Annotated in this window: 24 protein-coding genes; 18 read left to right on the forward strand and 6 right to left on the reverse strand. The window is 62.4% G+C overall.

Features of this window, described 5'->3' with window-relative positions; genetic code table 11:
- The first annotated feature begins 199 nt into the window (after positions 1 to 199).
- Both NKJ72_RS26445 and NKJ72_RS26450 read left to right on the forward strand, forming a co-directional pair.
- Positions 200 to 922: an intradiol ring-cleavage dioxygenase gene (locus NKJ72_RS26445; protein ID WP_352480078.1), complete on the forward strand. Its 723-nt coding sequence runs from the start codon at positions 200 to 202 to the stop codon at positions 920 to 922.
- A gap of 202 nt (positions 923 to 1,124) precedes the next feature.
- A complete protein-coding gene (locus NKJ72_RS26450; protein WP_254816029.1) occupies positions 1,125 to 1,607 on the forward strand; it encodes a MarR family winged helix-turn-helix transcriptional regulator in 483 nt (160 codons plus the stop codon).
- A gap of 1 nt (position 1,608) precedes the next feature.
- On the opposite strand, the gene NKJ72_RS26455 is transcribed toward NKJ72_RS26450, so the two are convergent.
- A complete protein-coding gene (locus tag NKJ72_RS26455; protein ID WP_352480079.1) occupies positions 1,609 to 2,481 on the reverse strand; it encodes an AraC family transcriptional regulator in 873 nt (290 codons plus the stop codon).
- 50 nt (positions 2,482 to 2,531) lie between these two features.
- On the opposite strand from NKJ72_RS26455, the gene NKJ72_RS26460 reads away from it, so the two are divergent.
- The 5 genes from NKJ72_RS26460 (at position 2,532) to NKJ72_RS26480 (ending at position 6,617) form a co-directional block, all read left to right on the forward strand.
- Positions 2,532 to 2,939: a DUF2000 family protein gene (locus tag NKJ72_RS26460; RefSeq protein WP_352480080.1), complete on the forward strand. Its 408-nt coding sequence runs from the start codon at positions 2,532 to 2,534 to the stop codon at positions 2,937 to 2,939.
- A gap of 176 nt (positions 2,940 to 3,115) precedes the next feature.
- Positions 3,116 to 4,000 carry a DMT family transporter gene (locus tag NKJ72_RS26465; protein ID WP_352480105.1) on the forward strand — a complete coding sequence of 295 codons (885 nt, stop codon included), beginning with the start codon at positions 3,116 to 3,118 and terminating at the stop codon, positions 3,998 to 4,000.
- A gap of 68 nt (positions 4,001 to 4,068) precedes the next feature.
- A complete protein-coding gene (locus NKJ72_RS26470) occupies positions 4,069 to 5,091 on the forward strand; it encodes a LacI family DNA-binding transcriptional regulator (protein ID WP_254816382.1) in 1,023 nt (340 codons plus the stop codon).
- Positions 5,088 to 6,068: a 2-hydroxyacid dehydrogenase gene (locus NKJ72_RS26475; protein WP_352480081.1), complete on the forward strand. Its 981-nt coding sequence runs from the start codon at positions 5,088 to 5,090 to the stop codon at positions 6,066 to 6,068. Before NKJ72_RS26470 ends, NKJ72_RS26475 begins: the two co-directional genes overlap by 4 nt.
- Positions 6,069 to 6,221: 153 nt before the next feature.
- Entirely contained in the window at positions 6,222 to 6,617 is a 396-nt protein-coding gene (locus NKJ72_RS26480) for a hypothetical protein (RefSeq protein WP_352480082.1), read from the forward strand.
- A 6-nt stretch (positions 6,618 to 6,623) separates the two neighbouring features.
- Here NKJ72_RS26480 and NKJ72_RS26485 read toward each other — a convergent pair whose 3' ends face one another.
- Complete coding sequence (locus NKJ72_RS26485) at positions 6,624 to 7,397, reverse strand: gamma-glutamyl-gamma-aminobutyrate hydrolase family protein (protein ID WP_352480083.1); 774 nt, start codon at positions 7,395 to 7,397, stop codon at positions 6,624 to 6,626.
- Positions 7,398 to 7,681: 284 nt separating this feature from the next.
- Between NKJ72_RS26485 and NKJ72_RS26490 the strand changes: the two genes are divergently transcribed.
- Entirely contained in the window at positions 7,682 to 8,791 is a 1,110-nt protein-coding gene (locus tag NKJ72_RS26490; protein ID WP_352469878.1) for a TRAP transporter substrate-binding protein, read from the forward strand.
- 66 nt (positions 8,792 to 8,857) lie between these two features.
- Here the strand turns inward: NKJ72_RS26490 and NKJ72_RS26495 are convergent, their stop codons facing one another.
- From NKJ72_RS26495 to NKJ72_RS26510, 4 genes are all read right to left on the reverse strand, one after another.
- Entirely contained in the window at positions 8,858 to 9,880 is a 1,023-nt protein-coding gene (locus tag NKJ72_RS26495; RefSeq protein WP_352480084.1) for a zinc-dependent alcohol dehydrogenase family protein, read from the reverse strand.
- A gap of 32 nt (positions 9,881 to 9,912) precedes the next feature.
- Positions 9,913 to 11,691, reverse strand: coding sequence for a TRAP transporter large permease (locus NKJ72_RS26500; RefSeq protein WP_352480106.1), 1,779 nt, complete (start codon positions 11,689 to 11,691; stop codon positions 9,913 to 9,915).
- Positions 11,691 to 12,275 carry a TRAP transporter small permease subunit gene (locus NKJ72_RS26505; protein ID WP_292658329.1) on the reverse strand — a complete coding sequence of 195 codons (585 nt, stop codon included), beginning with the start codon at positions 12,273 to 12,275 and terminating at the stop codon, positions 11,691 to 11,693. The genes NKJ72_RS26500 and NKJ72_RS26505 overlap by 1 nt, the downstream gene beginning before the upstream one ends.
- Positions 12,276 to 12,481: 206 nt before the next feature.
- Positions 12,482 to 13,387, reverse strand: a complete 906-nt coding sequence (locus NKJ72_RS26510; protein WP_352480085.1) for a branched-chain amino acid ABC transporter permease — start codon at positions 13,385 to 13,387, stop codon at positions 12,482 to 12,484.
- 138 nt (positions 13,388 to 13,525) lie between these two features.
- Here NKJ72_RS26510 and NKJ72_RS26515 point away from each other — a divergent pair, with 138 nt between their 5' ends.
- The 10 genes from NKJ72_RS26515 to NKJ72_RS26560 all read left to right on the forward strand — a co-directional run bounded on the left by NKJ72_RS26515 (position 13,526) and on the right by NKJ72_RS26560 (position 25,616).
- Positions 13,526 to 14,134 carry a CGNR zinc finger domain-containing protein gene (locus tag NKJ72_RS26515; protein WP_352480086.1) on the forward strand — a complete coding sequence of 203 codons (609 nt, stop codon included), beginning with the start codon at positions 13,526 to 13,528 and terminating at the stop codon, positions 14,132 to 14,134.
- Positions 14,127 to 14,657: a hypothetical protein gene (locus NKJ72_RS26520; RefSeq protein WP_352480087.1), complete on the forward strand. Its 531-nt coding sequence runs from the start codon at positions 14,127 to 14,129 to the stop codon at positions 14,655 to 14,657. The genes NKJ72_RS26515 and NKJ72_RS26520 overlap by 8 nt, the downstream gene beginning before the upstream one ends.
- 224 nt (positions 14,658 to 14,881) lie before the next feature.
- Positions 14,882 to 18,361, forward strand: a complete 3,480-nt coding sequence (locus NKJ72_RS26525) for an indolepyruvate ferredoxin oxidoreductase family protein (protein WP_352480088.1) — start codon at positions 14,882 to 14,884, stop codon at positions 18,359 to 18,361.
- A gap of 152 nt (positions 18,362 to 18,513) precedes the next feature.
- The gene (locus NKJ72_RS26530) at positions 18,514 to 20,835 is read left to right on the forward strand and encodes a putative bifunctional diguanylate cyclase/phosphodiesterase (RefSeq protein WP_352480089.1); all 2,322 of its coding nucleotides are present in this window, start codon (positions 18,514 to 18,516) and stop codon (positions 20,833 to 20,835) included.
- A 149-nt stretch (positions 20,836 to 20,984) separates the two neighbouring features.
- Entirely contained in the window at positions 20,985 to 21,767 is a 783-nt protein-coding gene (locus tag NKJ72_RS26535) for an N-acyl amino acid synthase FeeM domain-containing protein (protein WP_352480090.1), read from the forward strand.
- A 119-nt stretch (positions 21,768 to 21,886) separates the two neighbouring features.
- Positions 21,887 to 22,036, forward strand: coding sequence for a DUF3096 domain-containing protein (locus tag NKJ72_RS26540; RefSeq protein ID WP_352480107.1), 150 nt, complete (start codon positions 21,887 to 21,889; stop codon positions 22,034 to 22,036).
- Positions 22,037 to 22,209: 173 nt separating this feature from the next.
- Positions 22,210 to 22,434 (forward strand): aa3-type cytochrome c oxidase subunit IV, encoded by a 225-nt coding sequence (locus tag NKJ72_RS26545; protein ID WP_254816044.1) that lies wholly within the window; start codon positions 22,210 to 22,212, stop codon positions 22,432 to 22,434.
- An 81-nt stretch (positions 22,435 to 22,515) separates the two neighbouring features.
- Positions 22,516 to 23,790, forward strand: a complete 1,275-nt coding sequence (locus tag NKJ72_RS26550; RefSeq protein WP_352480091.1) for a Re/Si-specific NAD(P)(+) transhydrogenase subunit alpha — start codon at positions 22,516 to 22,518, stop codon at positions 23,788 to 23,790.
- On the forward strand, positions 23,790 to 24,212 hold the full coding sequence (locus NKJ72_RS26555) for an NAD(P) transhydrogenase subunit alpha part 2 (RefSeq protein WP_302893582.1): 423 nt from the start codon (positions 23,790 to 23,792) through the stop codon (positions 24,210 to 24,212). The genes NKJ72_RS26550 and NKJ72_RS26555 overlap by 1 nt, the downstream gene beginning before the upstream one ends.
- Before the next feature lie 6 nt (positions 24,213 to 24,218).
- Positions 24,219 to 25,616, forward strand: coding sequence for an NAD(P)(+) transhydrogenase (Re/Si-specific) subunit beta (locus NKJ72_RS26560; RefSeq protein WP_352480092.1), 1,398 nt, complete (start codon positions 24,219 to 24,221; stop codon positions 25,614 to 25,616).
- The last annotated feature ends 77 nt before the right edge of the window (positions 25,617 to 25,693 follow it).

A 25,693-nucleotide genomic window follows, 5' to 3' on the forward strand; every position in this document is an offset into this window, starting at 1 on the left:
ATTGTGCCTCGAATAGGGATTGTCGGCTCCATATAGGATGTGTGCTCGGCTTTTGCACCAGCCAAACCGGTGGACCAAAGAGAGGCTGGTATTGCCGAACTTTCCTCACATTGCCGAACTTTCATTGGCGCGGGTTGGCGGTGGGCTTAGACGGCAAAGGGTCATTTCACGAGGGCTGTTCGCATTGAAGAGACGCCAGATGTCCGACAAGTCCTTGCCACTAAGCCGTCGGCAGGCGCTCCGTCTCGTTGCGGTTACCGCTTGCGGCATATTCCTGCCCGCCGGTGCAAGGGCCGGGAAGGTTTCGCCCTATGCCGGGCTTGCTTTGTTCGAAGCCGGTGCCGGCGTCTGCGCCATCACGCCCGAGGTCGCCGAAGGGCCGTTCTATTTCGACCCGAAGCTCGAACGCGCCGATATCACCGAGGGCAAGAAGGGCATCGCCCTCAATGTGCGGTTGCAAATCGTCGACGCCGCCTGCCGGCCGCTTCCCGGCGCACGCGTCGACATCTGGCATTGCGACGCCCAGGGCGCCTATTCCGGTTATCCCGGACAGGGCGACGGGCAGGATATCGACACGTCCGGCCAGAGTTTTCTGCGGGGCTGGCAGAGAACCGATGAAAGCGGCATCGCTTCTTTCGCCACCATCTATCCCGGCTGGTATCGCGGCCGCACCACGCACATCCATTTCAAGATTTTCCCTGACGACCGCTCCGTAATGACCGGCCAGATGTTCTTCCCCGACAGCCTCAGCGAGCAGATATTCGCCACCGTCGCGCCCTATAAAGATCGCCCGGGCAAACGCGATACATCGAACGCGCGGGACGGCATTGCGCGGCAGGCCGGGCTGCTGTCGCAGGCAGCGCTGCGGGAAATGGCGGACGCCTTTCAGGCCTTGATGGTGGTCGCGGTGAAGGCCGGTTGAGAACGCCTCGTCATGTCCCATCCAGCCATTGCGGAAAGTCGTTTGTCATCTAACTGAAATAAACATCTGGCATTAGCCACGGCGAACACCGCGATGCTTGCCGGCAAAGCTATTTTCCGAGCCGGAATGTTTTCGATGGTCATTGCCAACCGGCGGCCTGCTTCTATGCTGTCCGCTCCGGTTCGGCCGAGGAGGGATGAGCATGGCCAAGGCGGACAAGACTGCAACAATGAGCCGGCTGCATTCGGCGGCGCGGCTGGCGCGCACGGCGCTCGCCGCCCGGCTTCTGGCGCATGGTTTCTATGCCGGCCAGGACCAGATCATGCTGGCGCTCGACCGCGAGGATGGGCAGACGCCCGGCAACCTTGCCGGCCGCCTCGGCGTGCGTCCGCCGACCATCACCAAGACCATCAACCGGCTGCAGGCGCAGGGTTTTCTGGAAAAGCGCGCCTCCTCCGCCGATGCCCGCCAGGCGCATATTTTCCTCACCGACACTGGCCGCGAAATCATCCACGCCATCGAGAAATCGGTGAAGAAGACCGAAAAGCAGGCATTGAAGGGTCTCGACAAGAAGGATCAGAAAGCGCTGTTCAAGCTGCTTGCCCGCGTCGAGGCGAACCTGTCGAACGGCGAAATGGTGCTCCCGGACGACGAACTGGATATCGAAGACAAGATGCTTGAATAGCTCACGCGTTCGCCGCTGACGGCCGCCGCGTCAGTGCCGACCAACGTCCCGGTGTGACGCCGAACGCCTTCTTGAAATGCCGATTGAAATGGCTTTGATCACTGAAGCCGGCGGCGATTGCGATTTGCGCCAGCGGCTCGTCGGCTTCGATCATCCGGCGGGCTCGCTGAAGCCGGCGCATCAACAGGAACCGGTGCGGGCTGGTCGAGAAGGTCGCGCGGAAATGCCGCGACAGGGCATAACGGTCCAATCCGGTTATCGCCTCCAATTCGTCTGAACGTACAATCCGCGCGACATTTTCCTCCAGATAGTCGCGCGCCAGGCTGGCGGCGCGCCACGCCGTTTTCGCTACCGGTTTCGCCGGCTGACCGGCGTGCCGGGCCAGGCTTTGCATAAGCTGCGTCATGAAATCGACGACAAACAGCTCGTCCAGTTGCTGATCCAGCGGCCCGAGCGCCGAAAGCAGCGTCGCGCGGAGATCGCGGTCTGTCACCACGGCATTCCTCACGAACGGCAGTGATCCGCCGCCGAGACAGTCGAGCATCAGGGACGGCTCCAAATAGAGCATTCTGTATCGCAAGCCGTCTTCGGTGCCGGCACCGCCATCGTGCAGTTCGTCGGGATGAAGGATAATGATCTGGCCAGGCAGGCTCAGATGCATTTGGCCGCGATAGCGGAAGCGCTGCACGCCATAAAGCGTCACCCCGATCGCATAGGTGTCGTGGCGATGGAGATCGAAGGCGTTGCCGTGGAACCGGGCCTCGATGCGTTCCATGCCGGCAGCACGGGGTGCCGGTACGATGCAGTTTTCGGCTGCATCCACGCACAAACGTCCAAGACCCTGAAAGGCTTCCCCGTCTAGACCGTGCGGCATCGCTTTTCTCGCAGCCTCGGATTGGCCCCTTTCGGATTGGAAACTGTCGCATGTTCGATACGAAATTTGCAATCGTGCTCAAGGATGATCTTCCCGTCTGGCAAAAGCTCAATGTCACCACCTTTCTGACCAGCGGCATCGTCGCGCAATTTCCCGACATTATCGGCGACCCCTACCGTGATCGCGCCGGCAATATCTACAACCCGCTGTCGATCCAGCCGGTCATCGTGCTTTCGGCGGACGGCCAGACGCTCGGCGCGATCCAGCGGCGGGCGCTGGAGCGTGGTGTGACGGTATCGCTCTATGTCGAGGAAATGTTTTCGACTGGTTATGATCTGGCCAACCGTGCCGTCTTTGCCGAATTTGCGCCGGAGGATGCCAAGGTGGTCGGCATCGCGCTTCGCGCCGAAAAGAAACTCGTCGACAGGATCACCAAGGGCGCCCGCATGCACGCCTGACTCGCCGGCCACCAGCAACAAAACCTGAGCCTGTCCTTGTGTCAGCCTCTTTTGGCTTGCCCGCAGGCGACAATTCCCGCATGGGTGAAGGACTGCCTTGCTTCCCGTCCGGCCTGAAATTGAATGCTCCCCCAAGACATGACGAAAGCGCGACATCGCCGGCGGCGATCCTGTGCATGCTTTCCGTCTATGTGTTTTTCACCTTCCTCGACACCAGCAGCAAGTACCTTGTCCTGGCCGGCGTCTCGGCGCTGATCGTCGCCTGGACCCGCTTCGCGGTCCATGTGCTGATCGTCGGCGTGTTTCTGCGCGGATGGCGTGAGCCGCTGCGCTTTCGTCCCGCCAACCTGCCGGCGCACATCACGCGCGGTCTGCTCCTGTTCGGATCGACGATGTTCAACATTCTGGCGCTGCGGACGCTGCAACTGGCGGAAACCACCTCGATCTACTTCTTCGGCCCGATGGTGATCACCGCGCTTGCCGGTCCGTTGCTCGGCGAATGGGCCGGCTGGCGGCGCTGGCTGGCGATCATGAGCGGCTTTGTCGGCGTCCTCATCATCACCCGGCCGGGCGTCGGCGTTTTTGGCGTCGGCCATCTCTTTGCGCTCGGCTCGATGCTGTCGAACAGTTTCCACGTCATCATGACGCGCCGCATGTCGGCTACGGAAACCTCCGAAAGCCTCATCCTGTTTTCGGCGCTGGCGCCGGCCGTGCTGCTTTTGCCGACACTGCCGTTTTCGCCTTCGCTGCCGCAGGATGGCTGGCACTGGTTCATATTGCTGATGCTTGGCGTCTTCGGCGCCATCGGTCATTGGCTTCTTGTGCAGGCCTATCGCCTTGCCACCACCACGGCCCTGGCTCCCTATCCCTATTCGCAGATGATCTGGATGATCATCTCCGGCCTGATCGTCTTCAACCAGTTTCCCGATCGCTGGACGCTGGTCGGTGCCACAGTCATCGTCGCCAGCGGCCTCTACATCGTTCACCGTGAGCACCGGCTTCGTTTGCGCAACCGCGCGACGCTGGACGCGGAGGCGGAAGCGCTGGCAAAAAAACTTTGATTTGCTCGGAATCGATGGCATAAGAGCCGGCCTTTAAACAGTTTAAATTGCTTCGGGAGCGCAGGGCGCTGGCACAGAAGATCAAGCTTTCGACCATCGCGGATGCGCTCGGCGTGTCCACGGCCACGGTCTCGCTGGCCTTGCGCGACAGCCCGCTGGTCGCCGGCGGCACCCGCGACCGCATCAAGGAACATGCCCGCGCCATCGGCTATATCTACAACCGCCGCGCCGCCAGCCTGCGCACCTCGCGCTCGGGCATAGTCGGCGTCGTCGTTCACGACATCATGAACCCGTTCTTTGCCGAGATATTGCGTTCGATAGAGAGCGAGCTTGACCGCAGCCGGCAAACCTTCATCCTGTCGAACCACTACGACCAGCTCGAGAAACAACGCACTTTCATCGACACGCTTCTGCAGCTCGGCGCTGACGGGGTAATCATGTCGCCGGCCATCGGCACGCCGCCCGAAGACATATTCATGGCCGAGGAGAACGGTCTCCCGGCAGTGCTGATTGCACGCACCGTCGAAGGTGCCGACGTGCCGGTGTTTCGCGGCGACGATGCCTATGGCACCGGGCTTGCCACCAACCATCTGATCTCGCTTGGCCACAAGCGCATCGCAATGATCGGCGGTACCGATCAGACGTCGACCGGCCGCGACCGCTATCAGGGATATGTCAACGCCATGGAGGCGGCGGGGCTTGAGGTCAGGCCGTCCTGGCGTATCGCCGGCCCGCGCACCAAGCAGGCCGGCTTCGAGGCTGCCGGGCAGTTCCTGGCGCTAAAGGACAGGCCGACCGCGGCCTGCTGCTGGAACGACCTCGTAGCCATCGGCCTGATGAACGGCATTGCCCGCGCTGGTCTGGTGCCGGGCATCGACATTTCGGTCACGGGCTATGACGACCTCGAGGAGGCGGCGATCGCGACGCCGGCGCTAACCACGGTCTGGAACGGCCAGCGTGAGGTTGGCCGCCGCGCTGCCAGCGCGCTGCTCGACAAACTCAACGGACAGACGGTGCGGCCGTCGCAGGAACTGATCAAGCCGGAACTGCATGTGCGCCAGTCGACCGGCAAACCGGTGGAACGTGCATGACAAAAACCGACCAGCAAGCTGTTACCATTCTGGTGCCGGGCCAGTTCAACGACCATGCGGTCGGCCGCATCGACGGGGCGTTCAGCCGCGTCCGGATCGAACGCGCCGATCCGTCGCTGGTCACCGACGAGATGCGCCTTACCGTGCGCGGCATAGCCGCCTTTGGCGGCATAAGCGCCGCGTTGATGGACGCGCTGCCAAAGCTCGAGATTATCGCCAATTTCGGCGTCGGCTATGATTCGGTCGATGTCCACCACGCCGCACGGCGCGGCATCATGGTCACCAACACACCGGATGTGCTGACCGAAGAGGTCGCCGATACGGCGCTCGGCCTGTTGATCAATACCATCCGCGAACTGCCGCGCGCCGAGGCCTGGCTGCGCGATGGAAATTGGCTGCGCAACGGCAACTATCCGCTGAGCCGGCTGACTTTGCGCGGTCGCCATGTCGGCATCTTCGGCATGGGCCGCATCGGCCTCGCCATTGCCCGCCGGCTCGATGCTTTCGGACTGCCCATCGCCTATCACAACCGGCGCCGCGTCGAAGGCCTGCCCTATGACTATCACCCGACGCTGAAAGGTCTCGCCGAGGCGGTCGACACGCTGATCTCGGTGGCGCCCGGTGGGGCCTCGACGGACAAGGCCGTCAATGCCGAAATCCTTTCGGCTCTGGGGCCGAACGGCGTCTTCGTCAATATCGGCCGGGGCAGCACGGTCGACGAACCAGCTCTTGCCGCCGCACTTGCCGGCGGCAGCATCGCCGCTGCCGGGCTAGACGTTTTTGCCGACGAGCCGAACGTGCCTGCGGCGTTGCTTGCCGCGCCCAACACCTCGCTTTTGCCTCATGTCGGCTCGGCCTCGCAGCACACCCGCCGCGCCATGGCGGACCTGTGCGTCGACAATCTGGTCTCGTGGTTTTCGCAGCGCAAGGCGCTGACGCCGGTGCCGGAGACGGCAAACGTCAAGGCGAGGCCGTGACCGCCCTATTGTTAACTTCAGCTTAACCCTTCGGGAATCATTCTGCCTCCTTGGCTAGTGTATGTCCCCTTGACAGCACATGGCAGCAAGATGAAGCGCGCCTCCTCCTGATGACATCGAACACGGCGCGCTTGAAATGCGCGGAGAAACAGGATGAAAACGCTTCCCGCATTGATGGCGATTGCTGCGCTGTTAGGCAGCGTCCAGCTGTTTTACGCCGGTAGCGGTCAAAGCCGCGCAGCCAGTGAGCCAGCACCTTCGTCCAGCACCTACAGGCTGGTAGCCCATGGTGACGAGGCGTCTTGTGCGGTCACCCGTGGCGCCGAGATTTCGCAAGGCCTGTCGCTGTTGACGGTCGCCGCGAATTGCCGCCGGGTGTTGCCCGGTGTCGAGCAGGCGAAGTTCTGGCGAGAGCAGGATGACGGCACGGTCACATTCAGCGCCAACGGCAACGATCCGATCGTCATGTTCTCGGTCGCCGATGGCGACGGTTACGAATCCTACGCGCCGGTGCTGCCGCTGCTGACCCTGGCGTCGGCCGGCAACTGACGAGCCCTATTCTGCCGCAGCGCGCGCACCCGATTTCGCCGCCTGATGCAGCCGCACGGCGTCACCGAAAGCGCGAAATATCTTTACCGAGATGCTGTCCGATTTGACCCAGTATTCGGGATGCCACTGGACGCCGACGGCGAAAGCCCGTGCATCGCGCACCGAGACCGCCTCGACAGTGCCGTCGGCGGCGACCGCTTCGACCTGCAGCTTTGGGCCAAGCCGGTCGACAGCCTGGCGATGCACCGAATTGACCATGATGTCGCCGGCGCCGAAGACCCCGGCCAGGCAGCTGCCGGGTTTTATCGACACGCTCTGGCGGATGGCGAAGCGTTCGTCCTGATTGTCGCTTGCAGGCGCACGATGATCGAGCGAACCGGCGCGTTCCTGGATTTCAGTGGCCAGCGTGCCACCCAGCGCCACATTCATCTCCTGGATGCCGCGGCAGATCGCGAGCAGCGGTACTCCGCGCTCCACCGCCCTGCGGATCAGCGGCAGCGTGGTGGCGTCGCGGGCGGGGTCGTAGGGACCATTGGCTTCACTGGCGTCACCGCCGTAGAGCGAGGGATGAACGTTGGACTTCGAACCGGTGACCATGACGCCGTCGACGGCGGAAAGCAGTTCATCGAAGTCGAGCCGGTCGCCGAAGGACGGTACCAGCAGCGGGAACACGCCTGCCCCTGAAAGCGCCGCTTCAAGATATTGCTGCGGCGCGGCATGCCAGGTGTAATTGTCGAACTGGCGGACGTCGGTCGATATGGCGACGAGCGGCTGGTGCATTTGGTCCGGATCCCATCGGGTGCAACGAATTATCTGCCTGCAAAATAGGCGATCCGAAGGCGCATTTCCATGGCAAGTTTCGGCGTGTCGCGTAGGCCAGTTAATCGACGTTAGACTATAGTTGCAAGATCTGGCCCAACGCCGTGAATTTCTCCGAAATGCGCCACTCAAACCGGGCTGCCGCGCTGGACTCGACTCCTTGCCTGTGTATTGTCGGCTCGAAGCCGATGCGGGCGCCGAAGCGTCCCGAACGTCGGTCAGTTGATCCAAACGGGAGGAACTTCATGGATCGTCGTTCGTTCATCCGCAAGGCCGGCACCACCGGTTTCGGCGCTGCGGCCGCTGCCGCGACACTTGCTGCGCCGGCCATCGCCCAGTCCAATCCGAAAGTAACCTGGCGGCTGGCGTCGTCCTTCCCGAAGTCGCTCGATACGATCTACGGCGGTGCCGAAGTGTTTTCCAAGATGCTTTCGGAGGCGACCGACGGCAACTTCCAGGTCCAGGTCTTCGCCTCCGGCGAACTCGTTCCCGGCCTGCAGGCCGCCGATGCCACCACAGCCGGCACGGTCGAGGCCTGCCATACTGTGGCATACTATTACTGGGGCAAGGACCCGACCTGGGCGCTGGGAGCGGCGGTTCCGTTTTCGCTCAACGCGCGCGGCATCAACGCCTGGCACTATCATGGCGGGGGCATCGATCTGTTCAACGAGTTCCTGGCGACGCAGGGTCTGTTCGGGCTGCCGGGCGGCAATACCGGCGTGCAGATGGGCGGCTGGTTTCGCAAGGAGATCAAAACGGTTGCCGACCTTTCCGGCCTCAAGATGCGCATCGGCGGTTTTGCCGGCAAAGTGGTGCAAAGGCTCGGCGTGGTTCCGCAGCAGATCGCCGGTGGCGACATTTATCCGGCGCTGGAAAAGGGCACGATCGATGCCGCCGAATGGGTTGGCCCTTATGATGACGAGAAGCTCGGCTTCTACAAGGTTGCGCCCTATTACTACTATCCCGGCTGGTGGGAAGGTGGACCGACCGTCCATCTGATGTTCAACAAGGCGAAATACGACGAACTTTCGCCGGCTTACAAGTCGCTGGTGCACACTGCCGCCCAAGCGGCCGATGCCAACATGCTGCAGAAATACGACTACCTCAACCCGGCGGCGGTGAAGCGGCTGGTTGCCGGCGGCGCCAAGTTGAGTCCGTTCAGCCAGGAGATCATGGCCGCCTGCTTCGAAAAGGCCAACGAGGTCTATGCCGAGATGGAAGCCTCGAACGCGCCGTTCAAGAAGATCTGGGACTCGATCAAGGCGTTCCGCAAGGAGCATTATCTCTGGGCGCAGGTGGCCGAGTACAACTACGACACCTTCATGATGGTCCAGCAGCGCAACAGCAAGCTCTGAACCTTGCTGCTCTGCGGCGCCGGCGTTCCTTCGGGACGCTGGCGCCGCAGCGCATTCCGTTTGCGATCAGCCGGGCACCACCAGAACCTTGACTTCGCCTGGCGCAGGCGGATTGGCGATCACTGCAGCTGACTCTTCAAGCGTGACCTGCCGCGATATCAGCCGGTCTACCTCGATAGCCCCCGAAGCGATAAGATCGGCGGCCCGGCGATGGGTAAAGGGATTGAGGAAGGAGCCCAGGACCTTCAACTCGCGGAACAGCAGGTCGAACGGTTCGAAGGCCGCTTTCATGCCTTGCGGCATAACGCCAACGACGACGATTGTGCCGCCCGCTTTGGCCAGCCGCATCGCCTGCTCAACAGTGTCTTTCACGCCGGCGCATTCGAACACCACGTCGACGCCGCCCGGCATCAAACCCGACCGGCCGACGATCGCATCGGTGACATCGAACGCGCTGGGATCGAGCGTCGCCGTTGCGCCAAGTTGCTCAGCAAGAGCCCGCCGCGAGGCCTGACGCGTCGACAGGATGATGGTCGTCGCACCGGCGAGCTTTGCCAGCTGAACGGTGAGCAGGCCGATCACGCCGCCGCCGAGCACCGCGACCGACGAGCCTGGTTTGATCGCGGCAAGGTCCACGCCATGCAGGCAGCAACCGAGCGGCTCGCAGAAAGCACCATGCGTAGGCTTCAGATCGCCTGGCAAGGCGAAGGCCTGTTTCTGCGGCAAGGGAAGATATTCGGCAAAGCCGCCGTCGCGATGGATGCCGATGGCACGCAGATTGCTGCAGAGATTGACTCGGCCCGCCTGACAATGCGCACAGCGCCCGCAGGCAATATTGGGATCGCCGGTGACGCGGTCGCCGACCGAAAAGCCGGATACCTCAGGTCCGATCGCCTCGACGATGCCGGAGAATTCATGCCCGAGCGTCACCGGCGGCGTGCACGGGAATTCACCGTGGAAAAGATGCCTGTCGGTGCCGCAGACGCCGCACGCCTCGATCCGCACCAGCAGCTCGTCTGGCCCGGCGGTCGGTTTCTCGACCTCGCACACGGCGAGGCCGCCCACTCGCTCCAACCGAACCGCCTTCATAGCTGCAGGGCCTTCCTCAGTTGAAACTCGCCTCAGTTGAAACTCGGGGGTTGCGACAGATCGATTGCCGGTGCCGCCGGCTTCGCGGGCGGCTTTTCGTCGAAGCTCGGCGGCTGCGACAAATCCGGTGTGGAAGGTGAGGCCGGGGCAGTGCCGCCGTTGGCCGGCGGCGTGCCAAGCGGCGACAAGCCGATGCCAGGCGTTTCCGGCACCTGGTAGTTGATGGTGCCTGGATCGACGACGGTGCCTTTGTAGTGCATCACCATCTGCGGGAAGGCGATGGTCAGGCCGATCATGATCACCTGGATACAGACGAAGGGCACTGCGCCCCAATAGATCTGCCCTGTGGTGACCGGCGCGATCTGCTTGCCGGTGAGCCGGTCGAGATAGGGCACGCGCGCGGCGACCGAGCGCAGATAAAACAGCGCGAAGCCGAAGGGCGGATGCATGAAGGAGGTCTGCATGTTGACGCCTAAAAGCACGCCGAACCAGATCAGGTCGATGCCGAGCTTGTCGGCCGCCGGCGCCAAAAGCGGCACGATAATGAAGGCAAGCTCGAAAAAGTCGAGGAAGAAGGCGAGCACGAAGACGAGGATGTTGACGCCAATCAGGAAACCGACTTCACCGCCCGGCAGCGAGGTCAACAGGTGCTCGACCCAGATGTGGCCATTGACCCCGTAAAAGGTAAGCGAGAACACCCGCGCGCCGATCAGAATGAACAGAACGAAGGACGACAGCCTGGTCGTCGAGGCCAGCGCCTGCTTGACCACGTCGAGCGACAGCCGCCCCTTCATCGCCGCCATTGCCAGCGCGCCGACGGCGCCCATGGCGCCGCCTTCCGTCGGCGTGGCAATGCCGAGGAAGATGGTGCCCAGCACCAGGAAGATCAGCGCCAGCGGCGGGATCAGGACGATGATCACCTGCTGCGCCAACCTCGACATCAGGTTGATCTTCAGGCGCTGGTCGACGATCGCCACGACATAGATGAAGATGACGCCAATAGTGGCGCCGAGGATATCGGCGTTGCCGCCATGGTTCGGCGCAAGGTAGCGATACGCCGCATAGGAAACCACCACCGCCGCCAGCACCGCCGCCAGCAGCGACAGCACGCCGTGGCCGAGCGTGCGGGCCTCCAGCGGCAGGGCCGGCATCGACTTCGGCCGGAAGATCGACATGAGCAGGATGTAGAGCATGTAGATGCCGGTCAAAATGAGCCCGGGGATCAGCGCTCCCTTGTACATATCGCCGACCGAGCGGCCGAGCTGGTCGGCCAGGACGATCAGCACCAGCGACGGCGGGATGATCTGGGCGAGGGTCCCGGACGCGGCAATGACGCCGGATGCCAGCCGCCGGTCGTAGCCGTAGCGCAGCATGATCGGCAGCGAAATCAGACCCATGGCAATGACGGAGGCCGCCACCACGCCGGTCGTCGCGGCGAGCAGCGCGCCGACGAAAATCACGGCATAGGCAAGGCCACCACGAACCGGTCCGAACAGCTGGCCGATCGTGTCGAGCAGGTCTTCGGCCATGCCGGATCGTTCGAGCACGATGCCCATGAAGGTGAAAAACGGGATCGCCAGCAGCGTATCGTTCGACATCACCCGGCTGCCATAGAAATTATCCGGCAACGCGTGCAGCAACGGCCAGGCAAGATTGATGGAGCCGCCCGAATAGGGCGACAGCAGCACGCCGATGAAGAAGAACATCAGGCCGTTGGCGGCAAGCGAGAAGGCGACGGGGTAGCCGATCAGCAGGAAGACGACCAGCGAGGCGAACATGATCGGCGCCATGTTCTGGGCGATGAACTCGATCACGAGCGCACCTCTTCCACGAGCGCCTTGGCTTCTAGCTCGGCCTGCTCATGCACCGATATGAACGGAGTGGGATCGTCCATCTGACCGCGCATGATGGCGATCTTCTTGATGATCTCGGAAATGCCCTGCAGCGCGAGCAGAAAAAAGCCGACCAGCAGAATCGCCTTCGCCGGCCAGATGATCAGCCCGCCGGAATTGTTCGACATCTCGCCGCTGCGATACGACAGCGACACATAGGGAACGAAATAGACGACCATCAACGTCACGAACGGCATCAGGAAGAAGACGTGACCGAAAAGGTCGATCCAGTGCTGCACGCGGCGCGAGAACATGCCGTAGACGATATCGATGCGGATATGGTCGTTCTGTTTCAGAGTGTAGGCGGCGGCCAGCATGAAGGCGGCGCCGAACAGATACCATTGCAATTCCAGCCAGGCGTTCGAGGACATGTCGAACACCTTGCGGATCACGGCGTTGGCGGCGCTTACCAGGATCGCCAGCAGGATCAGCCACGAAACCCATTTGCCGATGAATTCGTTCAAACGGTCAATGGCTCTGGAAAGAGCGAGAAGCCCTGCCATGCATTCCTCCCTTGTGTCGGAGCGCGCCGGTTCCCTGTCCGTCGCGTCGCTGTGGACCAACGGTATGCAGTGCGTGGTTCGGCGGGTCAACATCGGACAGCCCGCATAAACACAGTTGTGAGGTGGCCGCCGGCAAAATGCTGCCGCGTCCTTTGCATGTCCAAGGGGACATGTGGTTCATTCATCCAACCAAAGTCGGATGCGGCTCAGGCGATCTTTTGTTGGTCGCGGCCGGAGCCGATCAGCACAAGCATAGCGACGAGGAACAGGTACATCCAGCCGTCCCGCCATTCGAGCGGGAAATAGCCGGACCATAGCGATTCGGCCATGCCGAAAGCGGCGGCGCCTAGTGCCGCCCGCAAAGGCGAGAGATAGCCGCCCACTGCGGTCACGAACAGGATTTTCAACCCGTAGACCAACCCTGTGCCGAAGCTGATGTTGCCGTAGTAGAAGGCGGCGAGCACGCCAGCCATTGCCGCGCAAAGGCCGCCGAAAAGCACCGCACGCCGAAACACCGCGCGGACATCGACGCCGCACATCGCAGCGGCGTTTGGATCGTCGGATACGGCACGCCAGCTTCGGCCGAAGCTGGAATGTGTGAACCCCCACGCAGCCAGCGAAATAGCCGCCAGGACGGCGGCGCAATCGAGCAACTGAATCAGTGTCAACGTCGCCTTGAAGCTGGCATTCTGCGCGAAGACGATGGTCTGGGCCAGCATTGGCGGCAACCATAGGTCATGGGTATCGGCGGCGATGCGGCTGGCTTCCGACAAGACCAGCAATATGCCGAGCGTGGTCACCACGATGGCGTTGGGCGAGCGGGCGGCCAGCGGTTCGAAGATGCTTCGCGACAGGACATGGCTGAGCAGCGCCGCATAAAGGAATGCCGCCACTACGCCGAGCGCGACCGATGCAAACAGCGTCAACCACAGCGCCTGATAGCCGAACGCCGCGGTGAGGATCATCGTATGCCCGCAAAAGGCGAACAGCGCGCCATAGGCAAGATTGGTGCGGTGCAGGATGCCGTTGGTCAGCACGTAGCCGAAGGCAAGCAATGCGTAGAGCGCGCCCGAATGCAGCCCGTTCAGAACCTGCTGGAAGAAATAGAGCATGCAAGACCCTCGATGCATGCCCCACAATCGGGGCGGGGCTTGAGACGACGACATTCTCGATACGGCGATCGCCTCACTGACGAGCGTTGCACCCGGAATCTAACTTGTCAAACGCGATTTATCGGTTAGATTCGCGATATGACAGTATCCTGGACTCCGCACCGCTTCACCGGTGGCATGCTGGCGCTCGACACGGCGAATACCGTCGTTTTGCGGAACGATCCGGAGGAAACTTTCGACCGTTTCGACGATCCGGCCGAGATCGCTCGCTTTGCCGAAGCCGCGAGTGGCTTTCGCGCCACCGAGCTCGGCGGCAGGCGGCTCGTAGCGCCGGCGCCTGAAAAGATCGCACCGGTGGTGCTGTCGATTCGCGAGACGACCGATCGGCTGTTTCGCGGCGCGGTATCGAAAGGTGCGATCGACACCGCCGACATGCCTGAATTCCTGGAAGCCTGCGCCGATGGCCTCGCCCATGGCCACACCGAAATCGGCATGCCCGGAAAACCGTTCGGCGATCCGGCAACGCCGATCGCCTTCGAGGCGGCGCTTGCGGTCTCGGCGCTGTCGCTGCTGCGCAGCGACACCATCGCCAGGCTGAGGATATGTCCGAACTGCAGCTGGCTGTTTGTCGACAAAAGCCGCAATTCCAGCCGCCTCTGGTGCGATATGGCGGTGTGCGGCAACCGCCAGAAGGCAAACCGATACTATCGCCGCCGGACTGCGGCCAGAGAGGTCACCAATGCCTAAGAAATATTCGCGCGCGATGATTGTCGTCGCGGCGTTGTTCGCGGCGACCGCGCTCGGCGCCTGCCGTGATTCCGGCAAGGACCAGCTGTTCGCCATTTCCGGGAAGCTGTTCGAGTTCAACTACCGGCTGGGTATCGCCACCTACGTCATCACCCTTAATCCGCTGCGGCCGGTGGGTGAGGGGCAGGTCGCCGTGGTCTCCTTCCAGAACCCGGCCGGTGGTGATCCGATCATCGTCACCCAGAAAATATGGCCGAAGCTGCCGCATGTGACGCTCACCAGCCCGCCGCTCACCTGCGTTGTCAAGGACAAGCCCTATGCGGTGTCGATCCGCATCGAGGATTCCAGCGGCAAGTTGCTGCAGAGTTTCGAGACCACTCTGACGTCCTCGCTCGACCAGTCGGTCCTGCCCGACCGGCCCCTGGTGGTCGGGCCAGTCTACGAGCTCAACAAGGACTTGGCCGGCCATGTCGACGGCAAGCTGCCCGGTGAACCGAAGCCCAGTTGCCCAAAGGCTGCATGATGCATCACCAGCGGCACCGACCGCCGCCGGAGTTTTCGTGCTCGGCCATCCTCCCCGACAGGCGTTTCGTGGCGCCACACCGCCGCGCACCGATCGTTTGTTGCGGACCGCCTGGCACCTTCGATTTTGTTTGACCTCTCCGGCAAGGGAAGAAAGACTGTAGGCACTCGACTCCGACGTTGGCCGTGCACCTCCTGGCACGGTCTCCGCACAGGAAACGCCTGATGACGCTGCACAACGTCGCGCTCGACGATAAGTTCGACCTGGCAAAGGAGCGCATTTTCCTGTCGGGTGCCCAGGCAGTCATCCGCATGCTTCTGATGCAGCGCGAGCGCGACCGCCGGGCTGGCCTGAACACCGCCGGTTTCGTCTCCGGCTATCGTGGCTCGCCGCTCGGCGGCCTCGACATGCAGCTGTGGAAGGCCAGGAACCAGCTCGCGCAGTCGGACATCGTCTTCCAGCCCGGTCTCAACGAGGAGCTCGCCGCCACCGCGTGCTGGGGCTCGCAGCAGGCGGAATTGCTGGGCGAGGGTACCCACGACGGCGTTTTTTCGGTCTGGTACGGCAAGGGTCCGGGCGTCGACCGCTCCGGCGACGTGTTCCGCCACGCCAATCTCGCCGGGTCGTCGAAACATGGCGGCGTGTTAGCCCTGATGGGTGACGACCACATGGCCGAATCCTCGACCAACGCGCATGCCACCGAGTTCCTGTTCGTCGACACCATGGTGCCGATCCTCAATCCGGCCGGCGTCCAGGAGATCATCGACTACGGCCTCTACGGCTTTGCCATGTCGCGTTTTGCCGGCACCTGGGCGGCGATCAAATGCGTCAAGGACAACATCGAATCGACGGCCTCGGTCGATGCCGCGCTCGACCGGCTAGATATCGTCGTCCCGGACTTCGACATGCCGCCCGGCGGCCTCAACATCCGTAACGAGATCGACATGCTCGGCCAGGAGGAGCGGTTGCATGAATACAAGCGCGCCGCAGCTTCCGCCTTCATCCACGCCAATGGGCTGAACCGGATCGTCTATTCGGGCGGCACCAGCGCCAGGCTTGGCATCGTCACCATCGGCAAGAGTTATCTCGACGTTCGCCAGGCGCTGGAGGATATCGGCATCGACGAAGCGGCCGCCAATCGTATCGGCATCAGGCTGTTCAAGGTCGGCTGCCCGTGGCCGCTCGACCTGCAGCACGTCGCCGACTTTGCTCGCGGCCTCGATACCATCGTCGTCGTCGAGGAGAAACGCTCGCTGATCGAGGTGCAACTGCGCGAGAACCTTTACGGCACCGCGACGCAGCCGGTCATCGTCGGCAAGAAGGACGAGCGCGGCGACTGGCTGTTCCCGGCCAAGGGCGCGCTCGACCCCAACGACATTGCCATCGCGCTCGGCGAGAGGATTTTGCGAACGATCGGCCCGTCGGAGGAAATCGCCGCGCGGGTGGCGAAGTTGCGCCAGTTCCAGGCGATGCTGGCCGACACGTCAGACATCGCCTCGCGCACGCCGTTCTTCTGCTCCGGCTGCCCACACAATTCCTCGACCAAGGTGCCGGACGGCTCGCTCGCCGCCGCCGGGATCGGCTGTCATTTCATGGCGTTATGGATGGACCGCAATACGGTAGGCTTCACCGCCATGGGCGGCGAGGGCGCGCAGTGGGTCGGCCAGGCGCCGTTCTCGAAGCGCGAGCACATCTTCCAGAATCTGGGCGATGGCACCTACAATCATTCGGGCGTGCTGGCGATCCGCTTCGCGCTGTCGACCGACGCCAACATCACCTATAAGATCCTCTACAATGACGCCGTCGCGATGACCGGCGGGCAGCCGCACGAGGGCGGGCTGACGGTGGACATGATCGCAAGGCAGGTGCGCGCCGAGGGCGTCCAGCGCATCGCCATCGTCACCGACGAACCGGACAAATATACCGGCAAGGTGGAATTTCCCCCCGGCGCCACTGTCCATCACCGCGACGACCTCGATCTCGTCCAGCGCGAGTTGCGCTCGGTCAAAGGCGTCTCGGTGCTGCTCTACGACCAGACTTGCGCTGCCGAGAAGCGCCGTCGGCGCAAGCGCGGCACCTTCCCCGATCCCGACAAGCGTATCTTCATCAACGAGCTGGTCTGCGAAGGCTGCGGCGATTGCGGCGTGCAGTCGAATTGCGTCTCGATCCAGCCGGTCGAGACGGAATTCGGCCGCAAGCGCAAGATCGACCAGTCGAGCTGCAACAAGGACTTCTCTTGCGTCAACGGTTTCTGCCCGTCCTTCGTCACCGTCCACGGCGCCAAAATCAGGAAAGCCGAAGGCATAGCCGGCGCGGCCGACCCGCTCGCGGGTGTGCCGGCGCCGGCGCAATTTGCGCTCGGTGAACAAGGCTGGGCGGCGATCATCGACGGTGTCGGCGGCACTGGCGTCGTCACCATAGGCGCGGTGCTAGGCATGGCCGCACATCTGGAAGGCAAGGGCTGCGGCATGATCGACATGGCCGGCCTCGCCCAGAAGGGCGGCTCCGTGTTCACCCATGTCCGCATCGCCCGCACGCCGGACGACATCCACGCCATTCGGGTATCGGCCGGCAAGGCCGACCTCGTGCTTGGCTGCGATCTCGTCGTTTCGGGTGCCAAGAAGGTGCTGGCCGCGGTGCGCGAAGGCCATACCATCTTCCTCGCCAACACCGCCGAGATCATGCCGGGCGAGTTCGCCCGTTCGGCCGATTTCTCGCTGCCCGTCGAGCGGCTGAAGAAAGCGATAAGAACGGCCGCAGGCGACGACAAGGCGCATTTCTTCGACGCCACCCGCACCGCCACCGCGCTGTTCGGCAGCTCGCTTGGCGCCAACATGTTCATGCTCGGCTTCGCCTTCCAGCATGGCGGCCTGCCGCTGTCGGCGGAGGCGGTCGAGAAGGCGATCGAACTCAACGGCGAGGCGGTGGCGATGAATGTCGCGGCATTTCGCTGGGGCCGCCGCGCCGCCCACCAGCCGGATTTCGTGCGTGGCCTTCTCGCCCAGCCGGGCAAGGCCACGCAGCCTGCCGCCATTGCCGAGACGCTGGACGACATCATTGCCCGCCGCGTCGCCTTGCTGACCGCCTATCAGAACGCCGCCTATGGCAAGCGCTATGCCAACAGACTGGCGGCGCTGCGCAAGGCCGAAACCAATGCTGTGCCCGGGTCGACCGTGGTGACCGAAGCTGCCGCGAAGAACCTGTTCAAGCTGATGGCGATCAAGGACGAATACGAGGTGGCGCGGCTTTATACGGACGGCTCCTTTGCCGCAGAGCTCGCAAAGCAGTTCCAGAGCTACGGCAAGCTTGAATTCCATCTCGCACCGCCGATCATGGGCAGGCGCGGCAGTGACGGCAAGCCGAAGAAATCGAGCTTTGGCCCGTGGATGATGAACGGGCTCCGCCTGCTGGCGGCGATGAGGGGGCTGCGCGGCACCGCTTTCGACCTGTTCGGCTACAGCGCCGAGAGGCGCATGGAGCGGCAGCTTCTTGCCCTCTATGAAGCCGACCTGGAGCTTGTCGCCGGCGCGCTGGCGCCGGGCAAGATCGAGGCCGCTGCCGCGCTTGTTTCGGTACCGGCGCTCATCCGCGGCTTTGGCCACGTCAAGCAGGCCAGTGCCGAAAAAGCCGCCGGCGAACGCCAGCGTCTACTCGACCGCCTCTCGAGGGCGCCGCTGCGGCCGCAACTTCAAGCCGCCGAATGATTCCGCGCTCTGATACCCCTTGTTTACCTGAACTGTAGTTTCCCTACTTCCGCAGCGTCACCAATGGATGACGGCAGGGCTCGAAACGCCGCTCTAAACCTTTCTTAAGGCCAATGTGACACTGCTGGGTTCCCCAGGGTTGGGATCCAGGCGTGAATCTGAGACGAAAAAACGAGATTCCGGTCGACGTTTACATTCCGTTCGTGGAAACGCTGTTTCGCGACGGGTTCACGCTGTCGATCGGCCTTGTTGCGCAGACACTCCTCGTCATCCTGGTCTATTGGAAGACCATGGACTTGGCGTATCTTCTAGTTGCTGCTGGGCTCATCATTGTCGGTACTCTGCGCCTTCGCAACATCCGGAAATACGGGCGACTTCCTTCCCCGACGACGTGGGAAGAAGCCCATGATCGCGAAAATGATTACATAATTTTCGGTTCGATGCATGGTTTCATGCTTGGCGCGTTCTGTTTCGTTAGCATTTATCTGGCAAATGACAGCCACGACAACTATGCCGAAATAGCCTCTGTCTGCGTCACTCTTGCATCGGTCACGTCGATTGCCGGCCGCAATTATGGGTCGCCGCGCATGGTCATGATTTTTATCATTACCACCACATGGCCCATATCGCTTGGCTTTATCCTGCGCGGCGATATCTACCACATTATCCTCGGTCTGATGTCGGCCCCTTTTCTGTTTGCGATCAAGCGGTTCGCCGACATCGTCCGCGAAGTCCTGTTTACCGCCCTGTCGGAGGAAAAGAAGGCGAACCGCATCGCGCAGCGGTTCAACCGCGCGCTCAATACCATGTCGCATGGCCTTGTCATGCTTGGTCCCGACGGCCGGGTGGCGGTGGCCAATGCCGAAGCCGCGCACCTGATGTCGCTCAAATCGGCCGATGCGCTGCTAGGCCGCTCGATCCACGGTCTGCTGATGCGCGGCGCTGCAGGTGGCATGCTGGCGCCGAAAGATTGCCGTTACATCGAAGCCCAGCTGACGCGTGCGTTGCGCGAGGGCCGCGACCGCAAGGTCCTGGTCTCGCTCACCAACGGCCAGCACTATGAATTTTCGGCGCGCGAAGGCAGCCAGGAACTGGGCGTCGTCACTTTCGAGGATGTGACCGCCCGGGTCGAGGCGGAAGACAAGATCCGCTTCATGGCGCGCTACGACAGTCTCACCGGCCTGCCCAACCGCGCCTACTTCCACGAGTTGGTGGTGGAAGCCATGGCCTCAGGGGATCCCGCGCGTCTCTGCGGGCTGGTGGTGCTCGACCTCGACGATTTCAAGAGCGTCAATGACACGCTCGGCCATCCGGTCGGCGACGGATTGATCTACGCCGTTGCCGAGCGGCTGGCCGCGGTCGCTGGGCCAGGCATCACCGTCAGCCGCTTCGGCGGCGACGAGTTCATGATCTTCTTCGAGCGCATCGAGGATGAAAGCCACCTGATCGGCCAGGTTGATGAGATCTTTGTCAATCTACAGGGCGAGGTCGATGTCGCCGGCCACGGATTACGCATCCAGGCCAGCGGCGGCGCGGTGCTGTCGCGGGTCAAGGATACCGACGTCGACGCCATGATCGTCAAGGCCGACCTTGCACTCTACAAGGCCAAGGAGCTTGGCAAGAACGGTTGGCGGCTGTTCGAGGCCTCCATGGATGCTGCCTTCCGCAGCCGTCAGCTGATGAAGGCGGACCTGCGCAGCGCCGTGGAAAATAACGAATTGCGGGTGGTCTATCAGCCGATCGTGGCGATGAGCACGATGCGTATCGCCAGTTGCGAAGCGCTGTGCCGCTGGGATCATCCCGATCTCGGGCCGATTTCCCCCGGTATCTTTATTCCGCTGGCGGAGGAAATGGGGATTATTTCCGACATCAGCACCTTCGTCCTGCATGCGGCCTGCACGGAATGCGCGAAATGGCCGGCCCAGACCAGCGTGTCGGTCAATCTCTCGGCCAAGGATTTCCGCAACCGTGATGTCATCCAGAAGGTTCGCGACGCGCTAGCTGAATCCGGTCTTTCCGCCGGACGTCTGGAGATCGAGGTCACCGAAACGGCGCTGCTCGACGACAAGTCGCTGACACGCCAATATATCGAGGAGTTGAAGCGGCTCGGCGTGCGCATTGCGCTCGACGATTTTGGTACCGGCTATTCGAGCCTGAGCTATCTCCACAAGCTGCCGCTCGACAAGATCAAGATCGATCGCTCGTTCCTGATCGACGTCACCCAGAACAGCCGGTCGCTCGAATTGCTGAAGGGCATCGTCAACCTGTCGCGACCGCTGGGACTTTCAGTCACTGTCGAAGGTGTCGAGACCTTCGAACAGCTCAAGATCCTGGCATTGCAGGTCAAGCCGGACCTGGTCCAGGGCTTTCTGTTCGGATCTGCGCTCAGCGCGTCCGGCATCGAGACCATGTCGAGCACCGTCTGGCCTTTCGCCAAGGACATCCAGACGGCAAGGAAGGCGCCGCGGCGCTGACTTCGCGCTGAAAACCGCGTATTTTAGTATAATTTTATTAATTATTAACCTTAACGGGCGGTAAACGACCTCCTACTTATTTTCATCTTTACATCTCATGACCCGTCCGTAGTGTCGGCTGGTGGCGGCAATCGCGGGGAATAGAGTTCATGTGTGCCCAGTTGAGTTCGCTCGGCCATGCGGCGGGCGCTGGTGGGAAAGATGCGTCCGAGACCATGTCCAGCTTCGCGCAACATGTCTATGCGCTGCTTGACCGGACGGAGTACCGACGCTGTGAAAGCGGCGAGGATTTCGAAAGCATTTACAGGCTGCGCTACAATTCCTATCGGATGAACGATCTGGTGCCCGAGAATGCGTCCCGTCAGGTCCATGACGAGTTTGACGAACTGCCCAATTGCCATACGTTTGGAATCTACATCGAGGGGCGGCTGGTCAGCACGATGCGCCTGCATGACGTGTCTGCTGATAACGCCACATCACCAGCGCTCAGCGTATACAAGGACTTGTTGATGCCTCGTCTGGCGGCCGGCGAAGTCTTTATCGACCCGAGCCGTTTTGCCGTGGACGCCGAATGGTCACGGCTTTACCCTCAGATCCCGTATGTGACGCTGCGCCTTGCCGGCATGGCGTGCTTCCATTTCGGCGCGCCTTATTGCATATCCATGATCCGTGAGGACCATGCGGCTTTCTACAAGCGCATCTATCGGGCGCGACCGATCGGTGATGCGCGGCCCTATGCCGGCGTGATCAACTGTTTTGCGCTGCTTTATCAGGCCGATGTCCTGGCGATCAAGAATGAAACCTACGCTCGCTTTCCGTTCTTCCGTTCGACGCCGATGGAGCAGCGCATGTTGTTCGATAAGCCCGGTGCCGGCGAACTCGCGCCGCTGACCATCCTGCCCACCGCCAAGTATTTTCGCGAAGCCGCCTGAACGAGCCCATGGAGCCTTCCGATCGCTTCGGCGTTCTGGGCAAGGGTGCTGGTGGTAAGTCGGCATGGCCGACATCCATCACGCACGGCTTCGATAGCGATCCGATCAAAGGAACCGATATGACCATTTCCACGCTCGCCCTTACCCCGCTTATCTCGCTGATTGCAGGCGTGCTGATCCTGGTGATCCCGCGGCTGCTCAATTATATCGTCGCCCTTTATCTGATCGTTGTCGGCCTGCTCGGGCTGTTCCCGCATCTCGCCGGCTAACGACTTCGGCAATAGCGGACCTGCCATCCATTGGGATTGGTATCGCCGCGCTTCACGAAGCGATTTCAAGTTTTGCTTGAGATTGTTGACTGCGGCGATGCGGCAATAGCGCCATTGCCCTTAACGCGGCTTTTCGCTATGTGCCTGAAAGATGTCTTCGAAGGGGTATTCCAATGGCTGAACATACGCCGACCGGTCCTGTCGAACTGGGCGCGAAGATGGACTATGCCGAGCACGACCGCACCTATGCCGGCTTTGTGATGCTGGCCAAATATGGGTCGCTATTTTGCGCCGCCGTGCTTCTTGCCATGGCGTTCGGCTTCTTTGTGGGCGGCTTCTTCTCGGCGACTATCCTGTTCGTGCTGATCCTGGCCATCGGCGCTTTTATTCTCCGATAACTCCTCCAACCTTTGTCGAAAGCGCCGCCGCGGACGGTCGGTGTCTTGCGGTAACAGGGTTCCGGCCGAAAGGATCGTGCGGTGGGACAGACGGTTTTCATCCCTCGTGAGCTCGACGCAAACGAGCCTCGCGTCGCGGCCTCGCCCGATACGGTGAAGCGGCTGGCAGCGCTGGGTTTGGACGTAATCGTGGAAACCGGCGCCGGCACGGCGTCGCGCATTCCCGACGAGGAGTTTGCCAAGGCGGGCGCCGCGATCGGCAAAGCCGGCGATGCTGCCAAGGCCGACGTGGTGCTAAAGGTGCGCCGCCCCATGGACGCCGAGCTGAAGGGCTACAAGTCCGGCGCCGCTGTCATCGCGATCATGGATCCCTACGGCAACGATGCTGCCGTCGCAGCCCTTGCCAGGGCCGGTGTTACTGCCTTCTCCATGGAGTTCATGCCGCGCATCACCCGGGCGCAATCGATGGACGTTCTATCCAGCCAGGCCAACCTCGCCGGCTACCAGGCGGTGATCGATGCGGCTGCCGAATATGACCGGGCGTTGCCGATGATGATGACGGCGGCTGGCACGGTGCCGGCTGCGAAGGCGTTCGTCATGGGCGTCGGCGTCGCCGGTCTGCAGGCCATCGCCACCGCGCGCCGCCTCGGCGCCGTGGTCACCGCCACCGACGTGCGCCCGGCCGCCAAGGAGCAGGTCGCCTCGCTCGGCGCAAAATTCCTGGCCGTCGAGGACGAGGAGTTCAAGGCGGCTGAGACGGCTGGCGGCTACGCCAAGGAAATGTCGAAGGAGTACCAGGCCAAGCAGGCGGCGCTGACCGCCGAGCACATCGCCAAGCAGGACATCGTCATCACCACGGCGCTCATCCCCGGCCGGCCAGCGCCGAAGCTGGTTTCGGCGGCGATGGTCGCCTCGATGAAACCCGGCTCCGTGATCGTCGACCTCGCGGTGGAGCGCGGCGGCAATGTCGAGGGCGCCGTGCCCGGGAAGGTGGTGACCGCCGCCAACGGGGTAAAGATCGTCGGCCATGTCAACGTTCCCGGTCGCGTCGCCGCCTCGGCATCGCTTCTCTATGCCAGGAACCTCTATGCCTTCCTCGAGACGCTGGTCGACAAGGCGACGAAGACGCTTGCCATCAACCGCGACGACGAGCTGGTCAAGGCAACCATGCTGACCGATGCCGGCAAGGTCGTGCATCCCGCGTTCGTCAGGGCTGAACAGGAGCCACCAAAGGGCCAACATGTCGAACCACCGGCCATTCCGGCGAGGACGATGGTTGCCGAGGCTTCGGCGAAGCCGGCTGCGAAGAGACCAGCCACTTCGAGGAAGCCCAAGACCACCGGAGGGATCGCGTGATGGATCAGACTCTGCAGAAAGCCCTCGACCAGCTCGACCAGGCGACAGCTGCCGTGCGGCTCGCGGTTCAGAACCTGGCCGCCGCGCCCGGCACCGAAGCGGCGGGTGACGCCGCTCACGCGCTGTCCGGCGGTGCCATCGATCCCTTCGTCTTCCGCTTCGCCATCTTCGTGCTGGCGATCTTCGTCGGCTACTACGTCGTCTGGTCGGTGACGCCGGCGCTGCACACGCCATTGATGGCCGTCACCAACGCCATTTCCTCCGTCATCGTCGTCGGCGCGTTGCTGGCCGTCGGCATCTCGGCCTCGGGCATCGCCACCGGCTTCGGCTTCGTTGCGCTGATGCTGGTATCGGTCAACATCTTCGGCGGCTTCCTCGTCACCCAGCGCATGCTGGCTATGTACAAGAAGAAGGAAAAGTAGGCCGCTATGAACGCCAACTTCGCTTCCTTCCTCTATCTGGTCTCCGGCATCCTGTTCATCCTGGCATTGCGCGGCCTGTCGCATCCGACCACCAGCCGCCAGGGCAACATGTACGGCATGATCGGCATGGGCATTGCCATCGCCACGACGCTGGCTCTGGCCACCCCTTCCGCCGGCCGCTTCGCGCTGATCGTGCTCGGGCTGCTGATCGGCGGCTCGGTCGGTGCGGTCACGGCACGGCGCATCGCCATGACCTCGATGCCGCAGCTGGTCGCCGCCTTTCACTCGCTGGTCGGTCTTGCTGCGGTCATGGTGGCGGCCGCCGCCATCTATGCACCGGAAAGCTTCGGCATCGGCACCGTCGCCGATATTCATGCCCAGGCGCTGATCGAGATGAGCCTCGGCGTTGCCATTGGCGCGATCACCTTCACCGGCTCGGTCATCGCTTTCTTGAAGCTCGACGGCCGCATGTCGGGCAAGCCGATCATGATCGGTGGCCGCCACTTCATCAACGCGGCGCTGGGCATTGCGCTGATCGTGCTGATTGTGCTGCTCGTCACCACCGAGTCCAAGCTGGTGTTCTGGCTGATCGTTGCCGGCTCGCTGGTGCTGGGCGTCCTTCTCATCATCCCGATCGGCGGCGCCGATATGCCGGTGGTGGTGTCGATGCTGAATTCCTATTCCGGCTGGGCCGCCGCCGCACTCGGTTTCACGCTCGGCAATCTGGCGCTGATCATCACCGGCGCTCTGGTCGGTTCATCGGGCGCCATCCTGTCCTACATCATGTGCAAAGGCATGAACCGGAGCTTCATCTCGGTCATCCTCGGCGGCTTCGGCGGGGAGACATCAGCCATTGCCAACGACGGCATCGAGCGCACGGTCAAGCAGGGCTCGGCCGAGGATGCCGCCTATCTGATGATGAATGCGCAAAAGGTCATCATCGTGCCCGGCTACGGCATGGCCGTCGCCCAGGCGCAGCACGCGCTGCGCGAGATGGCCGATAAGCTCAAGGCCAACGGCGTCGACGTCAAATACGCCATCCACCCCGTCGCCGGCCGCATGCCCGGCCACATGAACGTGCTCTTGGCCGAAGCCAACGTGCCTTATGACGAAGTGTTCGAGCTGGAGGACATCAACTCTGAGTTCGCACAGGCCGACGTTGCCTATGTCATCGGCGCCAACGACGTCACCAATCCCTCGGCTCGTGACGACAAGTCGTCGCCGATCTACGGCATGCCGATCCTCGATGTCGACAAGGCGCGCACCTGCCTGTTCGTCAAGCGCTCGCTTGGCTCCGGCTATGCCGGCATCGACAACACGCTGTTCTACAAGGACGGCACCATGATGCTGCTCGGCGACGCCAAGAAGATGACCGAGGAGATCGTCAAGGCTATGGATCACTGAAAAGGCGTCGCTGCCAACTCACTGCCGATCGTCGAATACAGCCCGGCTCCGCGCCGGGCTTTTTCTTGGCTGTTACC

The organism is Mesorhizobium sp. M0045 (assembly GCF_040323385.1).
In the GTDB taxonomy this organism is placed as follows: Bacteria; Pseudomonadota; Alphaproteobacteria; order Rhizobiales; family Rhizobiaceae; genus Mesorhizobium.